The 18568-nt window shown below is 36.1% G+C and carries 20 protein-coding genes; all 20 read right to left on the reverse strand.

The genetic code is table 11. The features are described from left to right. Positions 1-18: 18 nt before the first annotated feature. Positions 19-855, reverse strand: coding sequence for a hypothetical protein (locus CYO92_RS03590; protein WP_103588411.1), 837 nt, complete (start codon positions 853-855; stop codon positions 19-21). A 16-nt stretch (positions 856-871) separates the two neighbouring features. Next, positions 872-1171, reverse strand: a complete 300-nt coding sequence (locus CYO92_RS03595) for a hypothetical protein (protein ID WP_072594633.1) — start codon at positions 1169-1171, stop codon at positions 872-874. Then, positions 1159-2589, reverse strand: coding sequence for a hypothetical protein (locus tag CYO92_RS03600; protein WP_103588412.1), 1431 nt, complete (start codon positions 2587-2589; stop codon positions 1159-1161). The genes CYO92_RS03595 and CYO92_RS03600 overlap by 13 nt, the downstream gene beginning before the upstream one ends. A gap of 84 nt (positions 2590-2673) precedes the next feature. Beyond that, positions 2674-2916: a hypothetical protein gene (locus CYO92_RS09500; protein ID WP_223315390.1), complete on the reverse strand. Its 243-nt coding sequence runs from the start codon at positions 2914-2916 to the stop codon at positions 2674-2676. 24 nt (positions 2917-2940) lie between these two features. Beyond that, positions 2941-3129, reverse strand: a complete 189-nt coding sequence (locus tag CYO92_RS09505; RefSeq protein WP_223315389.1) for a hypothetical protein — start codon at positions 3127-3129, stop codon at positions 2941-2943. A 169-nt stretch (positions 3130-3298) separates the two neighbouring features. Beyond that, complete coding sequence (locus CYO92_RS03610; RefSeq protein WP_103588413.1) at positions 3299-4255, reverse strand: transposase; 957 nt, start codon at positions 4253-4255, stop codon at positions 3299-3301. A 689-nt stretch (positions 4256-4944) separates the two neighbouring features. Beyond that, positions 4945-6459 (reverse strand): 2-isopropylmalate synthase, encoded by a 1515-nt coding sequence (locus tag CYO92_RS03615; RefSeq protein WP_103588414.1) that lies wholly within the window; start codon positions 6457-6459, stop codon positions 4945-4947. A gap of 144 nt (positions 6460-6603) precedes the next feature. After that, entirely contained in the window at positions 6604-7335 is a 732-nt protein-coding gene (gene pssA / locus CYO92_RS03620) for a CDP-diacylglycerol--serine O-phosphatidyltransferase (RefSeq protein WP_021091822.1), read from the reverse strand. Then, positions 7328-7954 (reverse strand): phosphatidylserine decarboxylase, encoded by a 627-nt coding sequence (locus tag CYO92_RS03625; RefSeq protein ID WP_087577562.1) that lies wholly within the window; start codon positions 7952-7954, stop codon positions 7328-7330. The genes pssA and CYO92_RS03625 overlap by 8 nt, the downstream gene beginning before the upstream one ends. 2 nt (positions 7955-7956) lie before the next feature. Then, positions 7957-9882 carry an ATP-dependent zinc metalloprotease FtsH gene (ftsH, locus tag CYO92_RS03630; RefSeq protein WP_103588415.1) on the reverse strand — a complete coding sequence of 642 codons (1926 nt, stop codon included), beginning with the start codon at positions 9880-9882 and terminating at the stop codon, positions 7957-7959. Next, entirely contained in the window at positions 9875-10708 is an 834-nt protein-coding gene (locus CYO92_RS03635; protein ID WP_103588416.1) for a 50S ribosomal protein L11 methyltransferase, read from the reverse strand. The genes ftsH and CYO92_RS03635 overlap by 8 nt, the downstream gene beginning before the upstream one ends. Further along, positions 10708-11073, reverse strand: coding sequence for a chemotaxis response regulator CheY (locus tag CYO92_RS03640; RefSeq protein ID WP_103588417.1), 366 nt, complete (start codon positions 11071-11073; stop codon positions 10708-10710). Before CYO92_RS03640 ends, CYO92_RS03635 begins: the two co-directional genes overlap by 1 nt. Before the next feature lie 63 nt (positions 11074-11136). Next, the gene (hisA, locus tag CYO92_RS03645) at positions 11137-11847 is read right to left on the reverse strand and encodes a 1-(5-phosphoribosyl)-5-[(5-phosphoribosylamino)methylideneamino]imidazole-4-carboxamide isomerase (protein WP_103588418.1); all 711 of its coding nucleotides are present in this window, start codon (positions 11845-11847) and stop codon (positions 11137-11139) included. Continuing rightward, positions 11847-12458, reverse strand: coding sequence for an imidazole glycerol phosphate synthase subunit HisH (gene hisH, locus CYO92_RS03650; protein WP_103588419.1), 612 nt, complete (start codon positions 12456-12458; stop codon positions 11847-11849). The genes hisA and hisH overlap by 1 nt, the downstream gene beginning before the upstream one ends. Continuing rightward, positions 12455-13351 carry a PDC sensor domain-containing protein gene (locus CYO92_RS03655; protein ID WP_009294679.1) on the reverse strand — a complete coding sequence of 299 codons (897 nt, stop codon included), beginning with the start codon at positions 13349-13351 and terminating at the stop codon, positions 12455-12457. The genes hisH and CYO92_RS03655 overlap by 4 nt, the downstream gene beginning before the upstream one ends. 2 nt (positions 13352-13353) lie before the next feature. Further along, positions 13354-15135 carry a UDP-N-acetylglucosamine 4,6-dehydratase (configuration-retaining) gene (pglF, locus tag CYO92_RS03660; RefSeq protein WP_103588420.1) on the reverse strand — a complete coding sequence of 594 codons (1782 nt, stop codon included), beginning with the start codon at positions 15133-15135 and terminating at the stop codon, positions 13354-13356. Beyond that, the gene (gene pglE, locus CYO92_RS03665; protein ID WP_103588421.1) at positions 15136-16227 is read right to left on the reverse strand and encodes a UDP-N-acetylbacillosamine transaminase; all 1092 of its coding nucleotides are present in this window, start codon (positions 16225-16227) and stop codon (positions 15136-15138) included. A 48-nt stretch (positions 16228-16275) separates the two neighbouring features. Further along, positions 16276-16866, reverse strand: a complete 591-nt coding sequence (gene pglD, locus CYO92_RS03670; protein WP_103588422.1) for a UDP-N-acetylbacillosamine N-acetyltransferase — start codon at positions 16864-16866, stop codon at positions 16276-16278. Further along, positions 16853-17458 carry an undecaprenyl phosphate N,N'-diacetylbacillosamine 1-phosphate transferase gene (gene pglC, locus CYO92_RS03675; protein ID WP_103588423.1) on the reverse strand — a complete coding sequence of 202 codons (606 nt, stop codon included), beginning with the start codon at positions 17456-17458 and terminating at the stop codon, positions 16853-16855. Before pglC ends, pglD begins: the two co-directional genes overlap by 14 nt. Next, positions 17451-18566 (reverse strand): N,N'-diacetylbacillosaminyl-diphospho-undecaprenol alpha-1,3-N-acetylgalactosaminyltransferase, encoded by a 1116-nt coding sequence (gene pglA / locus CYO92_RS03680; RefSeq protein ID WP_103588424.1) that lies wholly within the window; start codon positions 18564-18566, stop codon positions 17451-17453. Before pglA ends, pglC begins: the two co-directional genes overlap by 8 nt. Positions 18567-18568: the final 2 nt, after the last annotated feature.

Below are 18568 nucleotides of genomic sequence, written 5' to 3' on the forward strand. Positions count from 1 at the left end.
TATTTAAAATACCTTTCTTTATAAATAAATAGGTGGCTCGTTACTTTCGGATTTAGCTTGCTTTTCAACAGCTTCATTACGTAATCTTAAAAATAAACTAAATAAATCTTCTTCGCCAGAATATTCAAAAATTTGTTTAACAACATCAGATAAATCAAGAGAATTAACAGCAGAACTCTTAAAAATATAAGCATATAAAGCAATCACATATTTATAAAATGTTTTATCAAACTTAAATGGTCTAACTAATCCAGCTGGAACAAAAATTCGGCGAACACTAAAAACACCAAGTTTTACTAATTCATAATCAAGACAAAAAACATCATAAAAAAGAATAAATTTATTAAGACCAAGTTGTAATAAAGAGCAACCTAAAACATAAAAAGGCAAGCTAAAATCTTTAATTTGAACGATTTGACCTTTAGAAAAAGCTCCTAAAGTAATATCACTTTGTATAGTTGAAAATGGCAAATCAAGAAGAGCAGAAGAAAAAATATTAGCTAGATTAAAATCAGAAGAGAGAAGTTTATGCCCCTTTGGTATATCTTTCTTTTCAATTTCAACGTAAAGACCAGAAATAGCAAAACGTATATCAGAAACATCTAAAGGATTTAAAATACAATCACAAATAAAAAATTCATCATCGCCACCATAAACCAAAAAATCAAACAATTTAACGAAAATTTGATTAGAATAAATGTCTTTAAGATATATCGGATCACTAGCATTACAACGATGAATAGTTTTAATATCATCTAAAGAATAATTACAAGGCTGATACTGACTAAGACTATTTATTAAAGAACCACTATCACTTAAAGAGAAAGCACCTAAATTTTTAATAATATTTAACATTTTATAACCCTTTTTTTTAAAATAAATCTAATCTAGGCTGTTTAACAGCAAAAATATATTTACGACCATTTCGCAAAGAATAACCTTTGCTATCTAATAGCTTTTTCAAATTTGTTTGAATAAAAAGAATATTTAATTCATCAAGAGCCGAGTAAAAAGCCTTTCTACTACCAATAACAATATCAGCCCAAATAAAACCAAGTTTTTTGGCGTAAAGCCTTTTAACGATAGGACATTTAATATCAATACAAATAACATCCTTGCCACTATCTAATAATTCACACACCAAAAGACCATAAGCATTTAATTTTTGCATTGAAACCCCTTTAAAGCATTCGTTATAGGATGAATATAATCATCATTTCTTATTTTGCTAATGGCAACAAAAAAATCATTTAAAGAAGCGTTAAAAACATCAAAAAGGGGATTATCTATATCTAAATTCTGACTTTTTATAGTTTTTTCATTTTTCAAAAAATTGCCGGCAAGCTTTGATAAACCGTATTCGTGAAGAGTTAAACCATCATTTTCAAGATCTTTAAGTGTTTCAGTAAAAACATATAAAAAATTTTCACCACTAACACCCAAATTAGTATAAACAGCACTTACAAAGGCTTTTAAAGCCATTTTTGCTTTTTTAATATCCTTTGACTGAATAAGATCGTGCATAGTAAGAGCTTTAAATTTATCATCGCCCCAAGGCAAGAGCATATCCCAAAATTTAAGCCTATTATCATCAAAATCGCATCTTTGATAAATTTTTCTTGCACTATCACTTTGAATAGTGCCAGCAGTTAAACGATTAATTTCAGCATCAGTTAGATCATACCATTTACAAATACTAAGTCCTTGCGACCAAAAAGCCCCCAAATGATTAAAAATATAAGCAATTTCATCACTTTCATTAATAGGGATTAATCTTTTTATTGCAGATCGCCCAAACTCCGCTTCATGTCTAAATACAAACATATCAACAGCGGGGTTAAAGCCGTTTATTTCCCATTTTGTAAAAATTAGAGTTGAAATATTTTTGCTTTGAACTTGTTTTATTTTGTCATAAACCCTAAACATATGCGGATTTTTTCCGAAGCTTACACCTTCGAAGCGAGTAAAACGCATAAAATTATTAACATTAATTTCAGTTATATCATTAAAAACTGGTGAATTTTCATCAATTATTAAATCATCGTCATCTTTTTTATATTGATCTGAATAGTTAGAAACCCTTTTTAAACTTCTAAATTGTAAAAAATCTTGTGGAGTATATTTTATGCCAGTTACATCAGTTGCAAGGTCGAGCCTTAAAACACTTACTTTAAAATGCTCTTTAAATATATCACTTAAAAATTTTTTTACAAGCTCATAGGCTCTAACGTGTCCATATTTAAGTAAAAATATGCTTCTAAATTGAATTTTTAAATGATATAGCCCTTTTGGCTTAAATTTAGTATCTGAAATGGTGCAAAATATATCATCGTTTGAAAAATATCCAAAATATTGACCTAAGCCTTTACTTGATACTTTAAAATTTCCATAATCAAAGCCCAAATCATCCAAAATATACTTTTCGCCAAATGTGCGTAAATTTTGTGCTTGTTGTTTTAGTGTAGCTATCTTGCGAATAAAGCTTGAAAAAGTTGTATTAAAAAATTTTTCATCAATACAATTTACGCCGATAACTAAAGTATCGATACCTTGATGAAGTATTTTAAATCTATCGTCTTTATATATCATTTTTAAACCTTTAACAAAACCCAGCTTGTCCCGCCTAACCTTGCTGATAGTCTAGGCACGGGGCTAAGCTTTAGCCCCTATTTTTCAAGCATTCGAGCCATTTTTAAGTGCTTCCATTTTTAGCATTGCCGTGACAAAACTATCAATCGCAGGCACAAATTTATTAAAGACAATAACTGGGGTCGAGTTATAAGCATCCTTATAAAGCCTATATTCGATCTTACCGCTGGCAATATATACTTCATCTTCTTTTAAATCGAGATATTGCTCTTGTGTTATTCTCGTAGAATGTTCTCCACCACTATTAAGAGCGACAAAAGTTATCATATAACTATCATCCCACTTTTCAAACTATCCAAACTCGTTTATAATGGGATTGTTATCTTTATCTAGCTTTTGCTTACCATCGATCTTTTTAGTCTTTAAAACTTTAATCTTTTGCTCGAAATAATCTAAATTTTGATTTAGAGATTGATAAATTTCTCTATAAAGATTTTCGCTTGTGCTATCCATTAATGGAGCTGTTGCATTTTTTGCCATTTTTAATCCTTTGTAGTAATGTTTTCAATTTTGAATATATTGTTGATCGCACGAGATAGCGACGACTTAGAAACCTTAGAATTATTAATAATGTCCTTTCTTGTTAATGTTTTTTGTTTTTGTAAAACTTTGCAAACAGCTTTTAAAATTTCGATATAAGCTGGACGCATTAAAAAGCCCTTGCTTGAACGTTAAAGGGAAATAAGCTTTTTAAATAGCGAACTATTGCACACATTACAGCAACGACAGCAACCATTTTCTTTTTGCCGTTAGCTAATAAACGCTCATAACGTGATTTGAATTTAGCGTTAAAACGAATTGCACATAATGCAGTCATAAATAGAATACGCCTTATATTAGAATTGCCCATTTTGTTTATCTTTTGGTTTTTATGAACACTTGAGCCACTTTGAAAAATTCTAGGACTAAGACCAATAAAACTTATAAATTGCTTTTCAGATTTATCCCTATTAAAATGCAGTTGTGGAAATAAATTTAAAGCGAGATCAATGCCGAAGCCTTTATTTTCTTTAATGATCTCTTCTGTTTCTGGAATAGCTTTTTTAACAAGATCAAAAGCTAGTTTTTGAAGCATAGCTTGAAGCTTTGCAATCTCTTTTATAAGATTTGCAATAACATCATCAATTACTTTATTATTTAAAGTTTTCTGAGAGCTTTTAAAATTTTTAAGTTGAGTATTTATTTTTTGGAGCAAATTTAAAGTTGAATTGTAACTTCTTATCTCTAAATACTCGGCATTATACTTATCAGGTGCGATCTCACTTTTAAAAGTCCTAGCATAAACAGCCAAGCCATAACTATCGCTTATATCAGTTTTTATAGTGCTAAGATGCTTTAAAAATAAAGATGATTTATAGGGGTTCGTAACACAATATCTAATACCTAAATCAGATAAAGCCCTTTGAAGTGTCAAATGATAATTTGAAGTGGCTTCAAAAACGACTAAAATTTCATCATTTTTAAAACTATCAAAATAAACTTTGATAAGCTCATGGTTATTAGGCAATGTTTCAAATTTAGCTTTCTCACTCAGAATAGAAGTTAAAAAACAAACGTCGATTTTATCTTTAGAAACATCAACACCACAAAAAAACGCTTTTTTCATTTTTGATACTCCTGAATAAAATTTAGGTTATGTTTCTTTCTTGTATTCAGTGTCAAGCACTAAGATTTTTAATCGAAACACTAACCCATAAGCCCTAAATCTTGGCTACAGCGTGGAAATCGCTTATTTTAGTAACAGGGGCTTATGGAAATTTTATAAAATCAAAAGAGAAAAACGAAACAAGACAAGGTAAATTCTCTTTAATTTTATGGAAGTATCATACAAATTTTAGTAATCAATTCTTGCGAGTGAATGAAAGTTTAAAATTTACAAAATGGCTTGATTAAATTTGTAAATTTTTTATTCAAAAGGGAGGCAAGGGGACTTAATTTTACTTCTCATGCTCACAACTGCGTGGCAGACACGAAGTCCATCCCCTCATCCCCCTTTAATCCCCCAAATCCCTCGCACATTCAAAAGGCATACGCTAGTACTTCGCACTGCATGCGGTCTAAACCCTATCAAATTTTAAAATTTACAAGCGAGCATATCACGCTTCTAAATTTAGTGGCGAATGTTTATGAGTCCTAAAATTAGTAAGTTGCTAAGGCGAGTGAGTAAGATTTTAAAATTTGCCAAGATAGTAAAAATTCTATTTTTTAAATAAAGGATTTGAATTTTAAGAATTTATATATTTTTTGGATTAAATTTAAAGTAGCCAGCTGTAAATTTAACAGCCAGCTAAAATTTTAGTTTTTATGTATGCGAAGGTAGCTATTTAGTGCACCAACATAGGCTTTTGCACTTGCCATCATAGTATCTATGTCAAGTCCATGGCCTATTACAGCCGTTTTGCCCTCAAACTCGACCTTTACATCAACCTTTGCAAGTGCGTCTTTACCTTGAGAAACAGACGCCACTTTATAGTCTTTGAGCGTGCCACTAATGCCACTAATGCGATCAACTACCTTAAATATCGCATCGGCAGTACCATTTCCTAGAGCTGAGTCACTGATGATCTCATCATTGTGTTTTATGCTAATTGAAGCGCTTGCAAGGCTTCCGCCGCTACTTTGAAGAAGAGCCGTGATCTCATAAGCTTGTGGAATTTTTGTAATCTCTTCAGCCACAAGAGCCCTAATATCATCATCAAATATCTCTTTTTTCTTATCAGCTAGCTCTTTAAATTTTTCAAATGCCTTATTAAGAGCATCGCTATCAAGGTCAAATCCAAGGCTAGCAAGCTTATCTTTAAACGCGTGGCGACCACTATGCTTACCTAAAACAAGAGAATTTTTCTCAAGGCCTATACTCTCAGCGCTAATTATCTCATAGGTCTCTTTATGCTTTAGCACGCCGTCTTGATGTATGCCACTCTCGTGCGCAAAGGCGTTTTTACCAACGATAGCTTTATTTGGTTGAGGCTCAATGCCTATAATACTAGCAATCAGTCTTGAAGTTGGATAAATTTCTTTTGAGATGATGCCTGTATAAAATGGAGCAAAGACGTCTTGGCGGGTTTTGATAGCCATCACGATCTCTTCAAGCGCAGCATTTCCAGCACGCTCACCTATGCCATTTATCGTACCTTCGACCTGCCTTGCACCAGCTTTTATGGCTGCTAGTGAATTTGCTGTAGCCATGCCTAAGTCATTGTGATTATGCACAGAGATTATCGCTCTATTGCCTACAAATTTTACTATTTCACTAATGCGAGCAGTTATCTCTTCAGGATATAAATAACCAACCGTATCAGGGATATTTAAAGTTTTTGCACCCGCATTTATGGCAGCGTCACAAATTTCTTTTAAAAAGCTCATTTCACTTCTACAAGCGTCCTCGCAGCTAAACTCTACATCATCGCAAAAGGTTTTTGCGTATTTTATAGACTCGACTGCACGTTTTATTACTTCATCTGGGCTCATTTTTAGCTTGTACTCCATATGAATTGGGCTTGTTGCTATAAATGTATGAATTCTCTTATTTTTAGCTGGAGCCAATGCCTCGCCAGCTGCCTTAATATCACGCTCAACTGCGCGTGCAAGAGAGCAAACCGTGATATTTGAGGCTTGCTTTGCTATCTGATTTACCGCATCAAAATCCCCTGGGCTTGCTGCCGCAAATCCAGCCTCCATAACATCCACGCCAAGCCTTTCAAGCTGAAGTGCGATCTGTAGTTTTTCGGCTGTATTCATCGATGCACCAGGGCTTTGCTCGCCATCTCTTAAAGTTGTATCAAAGATTATAATTTTATTCTTATCCATTTTTGTCCTTTTTTATTTTTATATTTAAATTTTAAATTTGATGAGTTAAGTAAAGAGAAATTTGCTACCTAAGTAGCAGCAGTAGAGAGTTTTTGATTTCGATTTTTGGTAAAAATTTACGTGATTTTATGACGCCATTTTCGCTCATTCGCTCTCCTTTTTTTTGGAATTTTTACTAAACATTATAGTAGCTCTTACTATACCATAAAGCATATAGATGCTCATAACCAAAGTCGCACTTTCAAATGGATATAGATAAAGCATCGAAAATGCAACTACAAGAGCTACTAAAATTCTTATCACATGAGTTTGTTTTAAATTTATTTTTTTAAAACTTGGATAGCGGATGTTACTAACCATTAAAGCTGCCAAAGTAGCTTCAAGTAGCATCAAGCACCACTCAAATCCCTCTAAAAAAGTATAGTCGATATAAATTCCAACCCAAAGTACGCTCACAATAGCTGCTGATGGAATAGGAAGTCCGATAAAAACATTTGGCTCATATGTACCAGTAGTTACATTGAAGCGAGCAAGCCTGATAGCTCCAAAAACCACAAACATAGCAGCTATAAGTGCTCCAAATCTGCCAAAATTTTTACCAATAGTCAAATAAAATAAAATCGCTGGTGCTACACCAAAAGCAACAAGATCTGCAAGACTATCAAACTCTACCCCAAATTTGCTAGTTGTCTTTGTAAGTCTAGCCACACGTCCATCAAGTCCATCTAAAATAAGCGATAAGATTATATAAATAATGGCTTTAAAATAGTTACCTTGAATAGATGAAATAATGCTAATAACACCTAAAAAAGCGCTAGCTGCTGTAAATAAATTTGGCAAGATATACATTAGTTGCATCTTTTGTATGTTATTCATCTCTTTTTCCCTCTTCAAAATATCCCAAAAGTGAAGCAGCCTTTACGCTTTCTCCAACGCTTACACATATTTTAGTATCTCTTGGCAAGTATAAAATCACCTCACCACTTCCTAAAAAACCAAATTTTCTAGAGGCTTTCAGGCTAGTAACATTTGAAATTTCTAAACTTCGACTTAAAGCTCCAGCTATAATTTTCATAACAAATTTTATATTCTCTTTTTCAAAGTGAATAATCGCTCTTTCATTTAAAAATTCTGAAATTTTCATAGCTTGGCATAAGAATAAGCCATGTCTTTTGCGTATTTCAGCTACTTTTACATCACTCACAGCCCTTAATGTACCAACATCAAAAAAAGATTTTTTTATAACGATCTTAGCTACTTCATTATTATCAAAATTTGAAGCACTGATCTCTTTTATCTTGCCATCAATCGGCGATAGTAAAGCCAATTTATCATCAGAAAATGGCTCTCTCTCAGGGTCTCTAAAAAAATAAAGCCCCAAAAAAAGTAAAATAGCAAAAAGTAGTGGCAAGATCCCAAACAGCAAAGATAAAACAAATAAAATTAGAAAAAATAATATAAATTTATATCCTGCTTTCGCGATATAGCCACTCATTTTTATTCCTCTTTTTTACTCTTTTCGTCTTCTTCGGTCTCTACAAGCCTGCTCTCTAGATCATTTTCGATCTCATAGTTTTTAATGATCTCTCTAACTCTTTTTCCTTCGATTGTTTCTTCTTCATAAAGTGCTGATACCATATTTTCAATAGCACCTTTGTAAATTTCAAGCAAACTAAGCACAGCTGTGTATCTTTCATGAAGAAGCGTTTTTACAAACTCATCAACCTTTTCAGCCATCTTATCACTATAGTCTTTGATACTTTGACCACCATTTAAAAATGTAGCACGTTGCTTTTCAAGCACCATAAGACCAGCAACATCGCTCATGCCATACATACTAACCATAGCTTTTATGATATCAGTCGCGCGCTCTAGGTCGTTGCTAGCTCCAGTTGAAATTTCTTTAATAAACACCTCTTCAGCAGCTCTACCAGCCAAAAGTACATCTACTTCTGCTATCAACTCATGCTTTTGCATCATAAATTTATTCTCTTCAGGTGTATTTAAAGTATAGCCAAGTGCCGCAAGACCACGTGGTACGACTGAGACTTTTGTTACCCTTTTTGCACCTTTTGTTAGCTCAGCTATCAAGGCATGACCGCACTCATGATAAGTGACGATTCTTTTTTCTTTTGGATTTACGCGGCGAGACTTTTTCTCAAGTCCAGCAATCGATCTCTCAACAGCCTCCACAAGATCGGCCTGCTCGACAAAGGTCTTTGACTTACGTCCTGCAAGAAGTGCTGCCTCATTTATGATATTTTCAAGATCAGCGCCAGCTAAACCAGTCGTAAGCCTTGCAATATCTTCGATATTTACATCTTTGCCAATCTTTACATCTTTCATGTGAACTTTTAAAATATCGCAGCGTCCTTTAAAATCAGGCTTATCAACAAGCACTTGCCTGTCAAATCTACCCGGTCTTAAAAGCGCAGCGTCCAAAACCTCAGGTCTATTTGTAGCTGCTATAACGATGACTGGCGACTTATCCGCATCAAAGCCGTCCATCTCAGAAAGAAGCTGATTTAGCGTCTGCTCTCTCTCGTCGTTGCCACCCATTGGACCAGAATTTCTACTTTTACCGATCGCATCGATCTCATCTATAAAAACGATCGCTGGAGCCTCTTTTTTAGCATTTTCAAAAAGATCTCTAACTCTACTTGCACCAACACCGACAAACATCTCTATAAAGCTTGATGCCGACATAGAAAAAAATGGCACGCTAGCCTCGCCCGCAACTGCTCTTGCAAGAAGCGTTTTACCAGTACCTGGAGGGCCAACTAGCAAAATACCTTTTGGAATTTTAGCTCCAAGTCTTAGATATTTATCTGGGCTTTTTAGATAATCAACTATCTCTTGAACCTCTTCTTTTGCCTCTTCAACGCCTGCAACATCGTCAAATTTAACTTTTGGTTTTTCAGAATTTATAAGCTTTTTCGCACTTCCTATACCTAGTATGCCACCGCCGATATTCTTTTGCATACGACTAGCGATAAACATCCAAATAGCAAAAAATATAAACACCGGTATGATCCATGAAAATATAAGATCTCCAAACCAGTTATTTTCGCTATAAACGCTATAAGTTATGCCATTTTGCTCAAGTATGCCAATGAGCGTTGGATCATTTATACGTTTTGCAAGATAGATAGTTTTGTCACTACCTATGCCTTTTATGGTAGTTTCCGAGATAGCAACCTCATTTAGCTGCTTATTTTTTAACATATCTTTAAACTCAGAATAAGCTACCATTTTACTCTGGGCATTGCTATTTAGCCCAAAAGAGCCACCTAGTCCGTCTCCACTAAAGCTTCTAAAAGCTAAAACTATAACTATTGCAAAAATAGCAAAAATAAAAATAGGATTTTTATTAAAAAAACCGTTATTGTTGCCATTGTTTTGGTTATTATTTTGGTTATTCATCTATTTCCTTATAAACAAAGCTACTCCAATCGTTACTTTGTTTTATCTCAATTAGCTCCAAATCCTTAAATGTATCTTTAATCCTATCTTCGTATTTGTTTAAAATTCCTGACAATACCAAGTAGCCGCCTTTTTTAAGCGATTTTTTTAAGTCATTTGAGAGCATAAAAATGACATCAGCGATGATATTTGCTACAACAATGTCATATTTTTGCTCTAAATTTGCGATAGAGCCTGTCCAAATTTTATTAAATTTAATCTCATTTAACTCAGCGTTACTAAGTGAACTTTGTGTAGCTTGCTCGTCTGTATCGCAAGCATCGACCTTACAGCCAAGCTTTGCTAAAGCTATGCTTAATATCCCGCTTCCGCATCCTACATCTAAAGCAGTATTGCCACTTTTTGCATATTTTTGTAAAAGTTGCAAACAAGAATTTGTACTTTCGTGGTGCCCTGAGCCAAAGGCTAGAGCTGGGTCGATTATGATATTTGTTACGCCATTAAGTGGCTCTTCCCAGCTAGGTCTAACATAAATTTTATCAACCAAAATAGGCTTAACTGCCTTTTTATACTCGCCTAGCCAGTCTTTATTTTCTTTTAAATTAAGAGAAATTTTTAAATCATTTGAAATTTTACAAACACTAGAGAGTCCTTTTGTATACTCTTCAATACCCCAAGCTATATCTTTTAGATCATACTCTTCCCTGATGATGATCTCGTGATCTAGCTCTTCAACACAGGTGACCCCAAAAGAGAAAACTAGCTCTAAAATTTCATCATAAAAATTTGATGTTTTTATGCTTAATTCGTAGAATTTATCTTTCATTAACCAAGAACGTCTTCAAGCTTCTCTTTTAAAACTTGTGGCGTAAAAGGTTTAACGATGTAGTTATTAACACCTGCTTTTAAAGCTGTTATAACTTCAGCTTTTCCGCCTTCTGTTGTTACCATTATGATAGGCATATCAATATACTTTTGCTCTGCTCTTACCTTTTTAACAAGCTCAAGACCATTCATCTCAGGCATATTCCAGTCAGTGATAAGAACTTCGATACCTTCATTTTGAGTTAAGATATTCCAGGCCTCAAGACCGTGCTCAGCCTCAAGAATTTCTTGATGTCCTAACCTTTGTAAAGTATTTTTTATGATTCTTCTCATTGTTGAACTGTCATCTACAACCAAAATCTTCACATAATATCCTTTTAGTAAAAATTGCCCTATTCTAGCTAATTTAAATTTATAAAAGCTTTAACGCTATCTAAGTAGTTTAAAGGCCTCTTTTAGGTCAAGTAACCCTTCATAGTAGGCTTTCCCAACTATTACGCCACTAATCTCATTTGTGGCTTTTAGCATCAAAATATCATTTATATCACTCACGCCACCACTTGCTATTGTCTCAAGCTTGCTATTTCTAGCTATTTGCAAGCTAAACTCAACATTAACTCCGCCAAGCATTCCATCCTTGTTAATATCGGTACAAATCACAGCTTCCACGCCAACATCTGCAAATTTTCTTGCAAGATCAATTGCTTTTATATTTGAGATCTCGCCCCAACCTTGCACGGCCACGTAGCCATCTTTTGCGTCAATGCCGACTACGACTCTATAAATTTCAGCCATTTTTGCTGTAAATTCTGGATCATGAAGGGCAACTGAGCCAAGGATCACCCTGCTAACTCCAAGGTCTAAATAGCGTTTTATTCGCTCTTCATCTCTTATGCCACCACCCACTTGGACGCTTAAATTTGTAGCCTTTGTAATCTTTTCAATTGTTTTAAAATTTATCGTCTCTCCAGCAAATGCACCATCCAAATCAACCACATGAAGCCATTTTGCGCCATAATCTTCAAATTTCTTAGCAAGTTCACTTGGCTCGTTGCTATAAATTTTTGCACTTTGCATAAGACCTTTGCTAAGTCTAACCGCTTGCCCCTCTTTTAAATCAATCGCTGGAAAAATTTCCATCACAACCTCGCAAAATTCTCTAAAATTTTAAGTCCAGCTTCATGACTTTTTTCTGGATGAGGCTGAAAGCCAAAAATATTTTCATACCAAACCGCACTTGTAAATTCATATCCATAAGTCGTCTTTGCCAGTGCAAATTTATCATCACAAACCACATGATAGCTATGTACAAAATATAAATACTCAAGCTTTTTTAGTCCTAAATTTAATGGGCTATTTTGCTTAAATTCCAAAGCGTTCCAACCAATATGGGGTATCTTTAATGGTTTATCGAAATTAGCTTCATTAAATTTTACGACCTCTCCTGGGAAAAGAGAAAGCCCTTCATGCTCGCCAAATTCAAAGCTTTTTTTAAACAAAAGCTGCATACCAAGGCAAATTCCTATAAAGGCTTTTCCACTTTTCACAGCTTCTTTTATCGCTTCATCCATGCCGTTAAATTTTAGTTTCTTCATCGCCTCACCAAATGCCCCAACGCCTGGTAAAACGATGTGAGAGTACTCTTTTAAATTTTCAGGCTTACTTACTAAGGTACATTTTTTGTCAAGAAAATCAAAAGCATTTATCACGCTTTTGATATTGCCCGCACCATAATCAATAATAGCAATCATCTGTTCTCTTGCCTTTTTACGCTAAAAAGATAAAAGCTAAGTGCCGCCATTAGCATCGCCACGCCGCCTATTAGATAGATAGCGTTTATGATATTTTCAGGTGCAGTGATAGCAAATTTAAAGACTAGCATGAGCGCCTCGATCGCAAGTGCGATGATGATAGAGCCGATAAATCTAACCATCGTCTTATAAATAACACTATTTTCTTCGTGATTTTTGCCTAAAACCTCTTCTTCAAATATCGTCTTTACAAGGTCAAAAATGGCAAGAGCCAGCGTTAAAATGATGGTTGATTCAAAAATTTCTTCGACATTTATATGCTCGATGCTCTTTGAGATAAAGCTCTTTACGCCGTGCCAAAACAAAAATGCGCAGATCATAAAAAGCGATGCACAAAAGAGCGCATAAACTGTCTTTAAAAATCTACCAAAATGCTCCTCGACAAAGCCGCTATCGACCATATTTAGGATATTTTCTAGGCTTATATCGATGCAAGCGATAAATTTAAGCTCATTTTTTTCATTATAGATAGGCACGCTTGCTGTGACACATAAACCTCCATTTAGACTTGATGGATAAGGATCACTTAAAACACACCTTTTCTCGCGCACGGCGGTGTAGTAGTAGGCTTTATTTGCGCGGTTTTCACCTTTTGGAATTTTATACTTTTCATTTAGGCTGATCGAGTCTTCGATCTGTATGCCATTTTCGTCTAAAATGTATAGTGCATCAAAATTTTCTATCTCGTGGCTGATCTTATCAAAGCCAGCTTTTATGTTTTCTAAGCACACTCCAGGCAGTCTGTTTGGCAAATTTCTACTAAATAAATAGCAGATATACGCCCTTGCCTTGTATCTCGTGTCACTAAATCTCTTAATATCTTTTATAACCAAAACTAGCCTTTTAAATTTAGCGCATGATTAAACTCAGGCACGATAACCTTAAGTGCAGGTGCGATCTCGTTATCTTCAAGCTGCAAAAGCTCACTTATCTGCGAGTTTAAAAGCACTAAATCATAAGGCTCTGAATGCGTTACAAAGATCGACTCATATTTTGTTTGCACATCATCTTTGTTGATAAGTAGCTCTTCATAAAGCTTTTCACCTGGTCTAAGACCCACAAATTCTATACCCAAATGCTCTTTGTTTGAAAGAAGAAGCATCTTTTTAGCAAGATCAACGATCTTAACAGGCTCGCCCATATCAAGCACGAAAAGCTCGCCACCTTTTGCGATAGAGGCTGCTTGAAGGACTAGCTGACACGCTTCTGATGTAAGCATAAAATATCTTGTGATCTCTGGGTGAGTGACGCTTAGTGGCTTATTTGCAGCGATCTGCGCTTTAAATTTAGGTATGACAGAGCCGCTTGAGCCAAGGACGTTACCAAAGCGAACGCAAACTATCTCGCATACACCTGCTTCGTTTGAGTTTAGTGCGTAAAGCTCGCAAACACGCTTAGTTGTACCCATTATGTTTGTTGGACGTACAGCCTTGTCTGAAGAGATCATGACAAATTTCTTAACGCCGTATTTTTTAGAAAGATCGACTGCATTTTTTGTACCAAGGATGTTGTTTTCAACTGCTGAGCGAGGGTTTAGCTCGCAAAGCGGCACGTGTTTATAAGCAGCCGCGTGGATAACGATCTCAGGTTTAAAGTCAGCAAAGACTTCTTCAAAGTCCTTTAAATTTGTGATATTTACAAGCTTGCTAATAGTTCTTTTGTCTTTTGTGTCTTCGCCTATTTTATAAAGATTAAACTCGCTGTGCTCAACCATTATAAGCTCACTTACACCATATTTCAAGCACTGCTTACAAATTTCGCTTCCTATACTACCGCCAGCTCCAGTGACAAGCACTCTTTTATCTTTTAAAAAATTTGAAATAGCCTCTGGATTTAAGTCTTTTGGCTTTCTAGCCAGCAAGTCTTCGATCGAGATATCCTTGATCGGCTCATTTTCGATAAGAGAGAAGAGCTTCATATCTCTTATACCATATCCACTTAGCTCATCAACTAGAGCTTGAAGCTCGTCTTGATCTAATGCAAGCGCGATGATAGCGGTCTTTGCATCATAATCTTTTATAAGGCTTGGTATCTCTTTTTTATCTTGAACTAAAAATCCATCACAATAAGTACCAACAAGATCACTTCTGCCATCTACCACGCCAACTGCGTAGTAGTCAAGATAGCCCTGCTTTAAGCCACGTAAGACGTGAAGCGCTTTTGACGTTGCGCCTATAACGATACAAGGCTCACCTTTGTGAGGTTTGTTTGAAAAGTCAAGCACCATGCGTTTTGAAATTCTTAAAAGCCCAACAAGTAAGCATGAAATAAGAAGATCAATGAAAATAACGCTTCTTGGATATGGATTTAAAAAATCTTGAATGATAAAAAAAATGATCGTAAATAAAACCGCTGAGCAAACGTGAGCTAAGAAAATTTTTCTTGCTTCGTTTAATCCAAAAAATCTCCACGGTACCTTGTAAATTTTAAACATCCACATAAAAAAGAGCTTAAAAACGATCAAAAATCCAGCCGTTACAAAAAGCCCTTGCACGTAGATATCTGGGATGTCGGCGTTAAACCTTAAAAGATAAGCCGCATATATCGAAAAAACAAATATAAAAACATCGCCAAGAAGGAAAAATACAAGCCTTTTTAACTTTGTTGCATGAAACATTTACGCATTTTCCTTGACTATTTTTATCACTCTTTCTTGTGTCTGTTCGCTCATATCGCTGCCACTTGGCAAGCAAATTCCTCTTGAAAATAGATCTTCGCTATATCCATCGATAAAGCTTAACGCACCTTTAAATACAGGCTGTAAATGCATAGGCTTCCAAAGTGGACGACTCTCGATATTCTCATCAGCTAGCGCCTTGATCACTTTTAAATGTGCATCTTTTTTAGCAAAAACACCAGTTGTCAGCCATCTGTTACCACTAGAATTTGGCAGTTCTGGCATAAATTCTAAAACGTCGCCAAGCTCTTTTTCATAAATTTCAAAAACTCTTCTCTTTTGCTCGACTCTTTTTTCCAAAACTTCCATCTGAGCCACGCCAATAGCGCCTAACACGTTACTTAAACGGTAGTTATAGCCATAGTCTTTGTGCTCGTAGTGAAGCAAAGGCTCTCTTGCTTGAGTGCTGTAAAACCTAGCTTTTTCCACAAATTCCTTGTCACCAACTAGCATACCGCCACCTGAAGTGGTGATGATCTTGTTACCATTAAAGCTATATGCACCCATCACGCCAAATGTGCCAAGCGCCTTGCCGCCGTAAAATCCGCCAAGTGCTTCAGCTGCATCTTCAACCAAAGCGATGCCCTCGTTTTGGCAAATTTCGCAAATTTCTTTCATCTTTGAAGCTTGTCCGTAAAGATGAGTAACGACTAATACCTTTGGCTTTTTAGGTAAATTTGATATTGCTTTTTTAAGTAGTTCTGGGCTTAAATTCCAGCTCTCATCGCAGTCTATGAATACTGGAGTTGCTTTTTCATAAAGTATAGGCGAGACTGAAGCCATGAAGGTAAAGCTAGAAGCTAGTACAAAATCACCCTCTTTTACGCCAAGGACGCGAAGTGCTAGGTGAAGCGCCGCCGTTCCAGCGCTTAGTGCAAGAGCATCTTTTGCTCCGGTGTAGCTTTTTATACTTTCTTCAAATTTATTAACATACTCGCCAAGTGGCGCTATATAGTTGCTTTCAAAAACTTTTTTTATATATTCCTGCTCTTTTCCGCTCATATTTGGTGGAGATAAAAAAACCCTATCCATTTCATCCCTTTCGTGATTTTTTGGCGATTTTAGCACTTATTTTTAAATTTATATCTTAGCGCGCTCGCATGCAGGCACGCCATACGCCTTTGTGCCATCTTTTATATCTCTAACAACCACGCTTCCAGCACCAACGATGCAGTTTTTGCCGATGCTTATGCCTTGAATGACGCTTGAGCCAATGCCAACATGCGTAAATTCGCCCACGCTAACATTTCCAGCAAGGGCTGCATTTGGGCTGATGTGAGCAAATTTACCTATGTCGCACTCATGCTCTATGACTGCGCCAGAATTTATGATAGCACCCTCTTTTATGCGAGCTTTTGCGTTTATCACGGCATTTGGCATGACAACTACACCTTTTTCTATTACAGCGCTTTCGCTCACAACCGCACTTTTATGGACTAAATTTACTATCTCAAAGCCAGCAGCCTCTACTTTTTTGCTGATCTTTTGCCTAGTTTTGTTTTCGCCAATGGCTATTATGATATCGGCTTTTTCAAGCTCTGGGCTAAATTTACACTCGCTAGCATCATCTAAAAAAACTATCTCATCATAGCCGTTGCTTCTAGCGATGTCAGCGACCACAAGACCATGCCCACTCGCGCCGTAGATGTAAATTTTCTTAGTTTTTGCCATTAAATTTCTCCGTCGTAGCCTGCCCCTCTTTGCTGACGCCACTTCGTTTTAGCACCTTTTCGATGGTCTGTAAGGCAATCTTTACATCAAGCATAAAGCTTAAATTTTTAGCGTAATAGACATCATACTCAAATTTTTTCTCCCAGCTTATGGCGTTTCTGCCATTTACCTGCGCTAGGCCTGTGATACCTGGACGTACGTCGTGGCGGTGCTTTTGTGTTTCGTTATAGATGGGCAGATACTCAACCAAAAGCGGCCTTGGTCCGATGAAACTCATGTCTCCTTTTAGCACATTAAAGAGCTGTGGCAGCTCATCAAGGCTAAGCGAGCGGATCAGTTTGCCAAATCTACCAAGACGCTGCTCGTCTGGCAAGAGCTCACCATTTGCGTCACGCTCGTCGCTCATTGTTTTAAATTTATAAATTTTAAAAATTTTCTCATTAAGACCTGGTCTTGCCTGCGTAAAAATGACATCGCGGCTTACTTTAAAATAGATAAAAATCGCCGTTGCTACGATAATAGGCGATGTTAAGATGAGCAAACATAGTGCCCCCAAAATGTCAATCACCCTTTTTAAAAAATTTCTATACATCTATAAATTTCCTATAAATTTCTATATATCTTTTTGCGATTTGCTTCTCGTCAAACTCGCTAACCGCCCAGCTTCTGCCGTTTTGCCCAAGTCTAGCACAAAGTGCTTCGTCATCAAGCAAAATTTTTATCTTTCCAGCAAGATCATTTGCGTCTTTTACCTTGCATAAAAGTCCGTTGTAGCCGTCCTTTACTGCCTCATTGCAGCCTGTAACATCGCTAGCAACGACTGCTTTAGCCATACTCATCGCCTCTAAAACCGTTCTTGGAAAGCCCTCTTTGTAGCTAGGAAGTGCTAGCAAGTAAGAAGCCTTTAACAGCTGTGGTATGTCGTTTCTAGCGCCAAGATAACGTACTTTACCACCTTTTAAAAAGCTCTCATCTGCGGTTGATTTGTTGCCACTAAAGCCCTCGCCCACAAAGACAAATTCGCAGTTTCTGTAGCCATTTAAAATTTCAGCTGCCTCGTAAAATTCACGAACGCCCTTGTGCCACATGGCTCTTGCGATCATGAGAATCACCTTTTTATCGCCAAGATCAGCCGCCTGCGTGATGGCTGGGTCAAATTTGATAGTATCAACGCCGACACTTTTTATGCGGTACACTTTACTTTTATCTATCAAATTTTTTGAAATCATATAATCAGCGTCCGAGTCGTTTACAAATACGCAGGCATCAGCCTTAGCAAAGGAAAATTTATAAAGACTCTCCATGACAAAACGCACTGCCTTTATCTTAATATCATCATCGATATAAAAGCTGCCAAGACCTTCAACCAAATTTATCACGTGCTTTATGCCAGCGTTTTTAGCGGCAAACGTGCCAAAGACATTTGACTTGTGAGCGCCAGTTTGAAGCAGGTCTAAATTTAGCTCACCTAAAATTTGAGAAAGTTTTTTTGAGTTATTTATCACAGTTAGTGGATTTAGACTGGCTTTGTCAAGCTCGTAGGTAACGGAGTGAAAGCTTTTAGCAAGCTCATCAGTAAAATTTCCCTTTGGAGCGATAGCAAAAACTTCATGCCCCATATCTTTTAAAGCCTGCATTATTGGACGCCTAAAAAAGTGTATACTCATGTCAGCGTGGCTTAAAAACCCTATCCTTGCCATTT

The organism is Campylobacter concisus (assembly GCF_002913715.1).
In the GTDB taxonomy this organism is placed as follows: domain Bacteria; phylum Campylobacterota; class Campylobacteria; order Campylobacterales; family Campylobacteraceae; genus Campylobacter_A; species Campylobacter_A concisus_AG.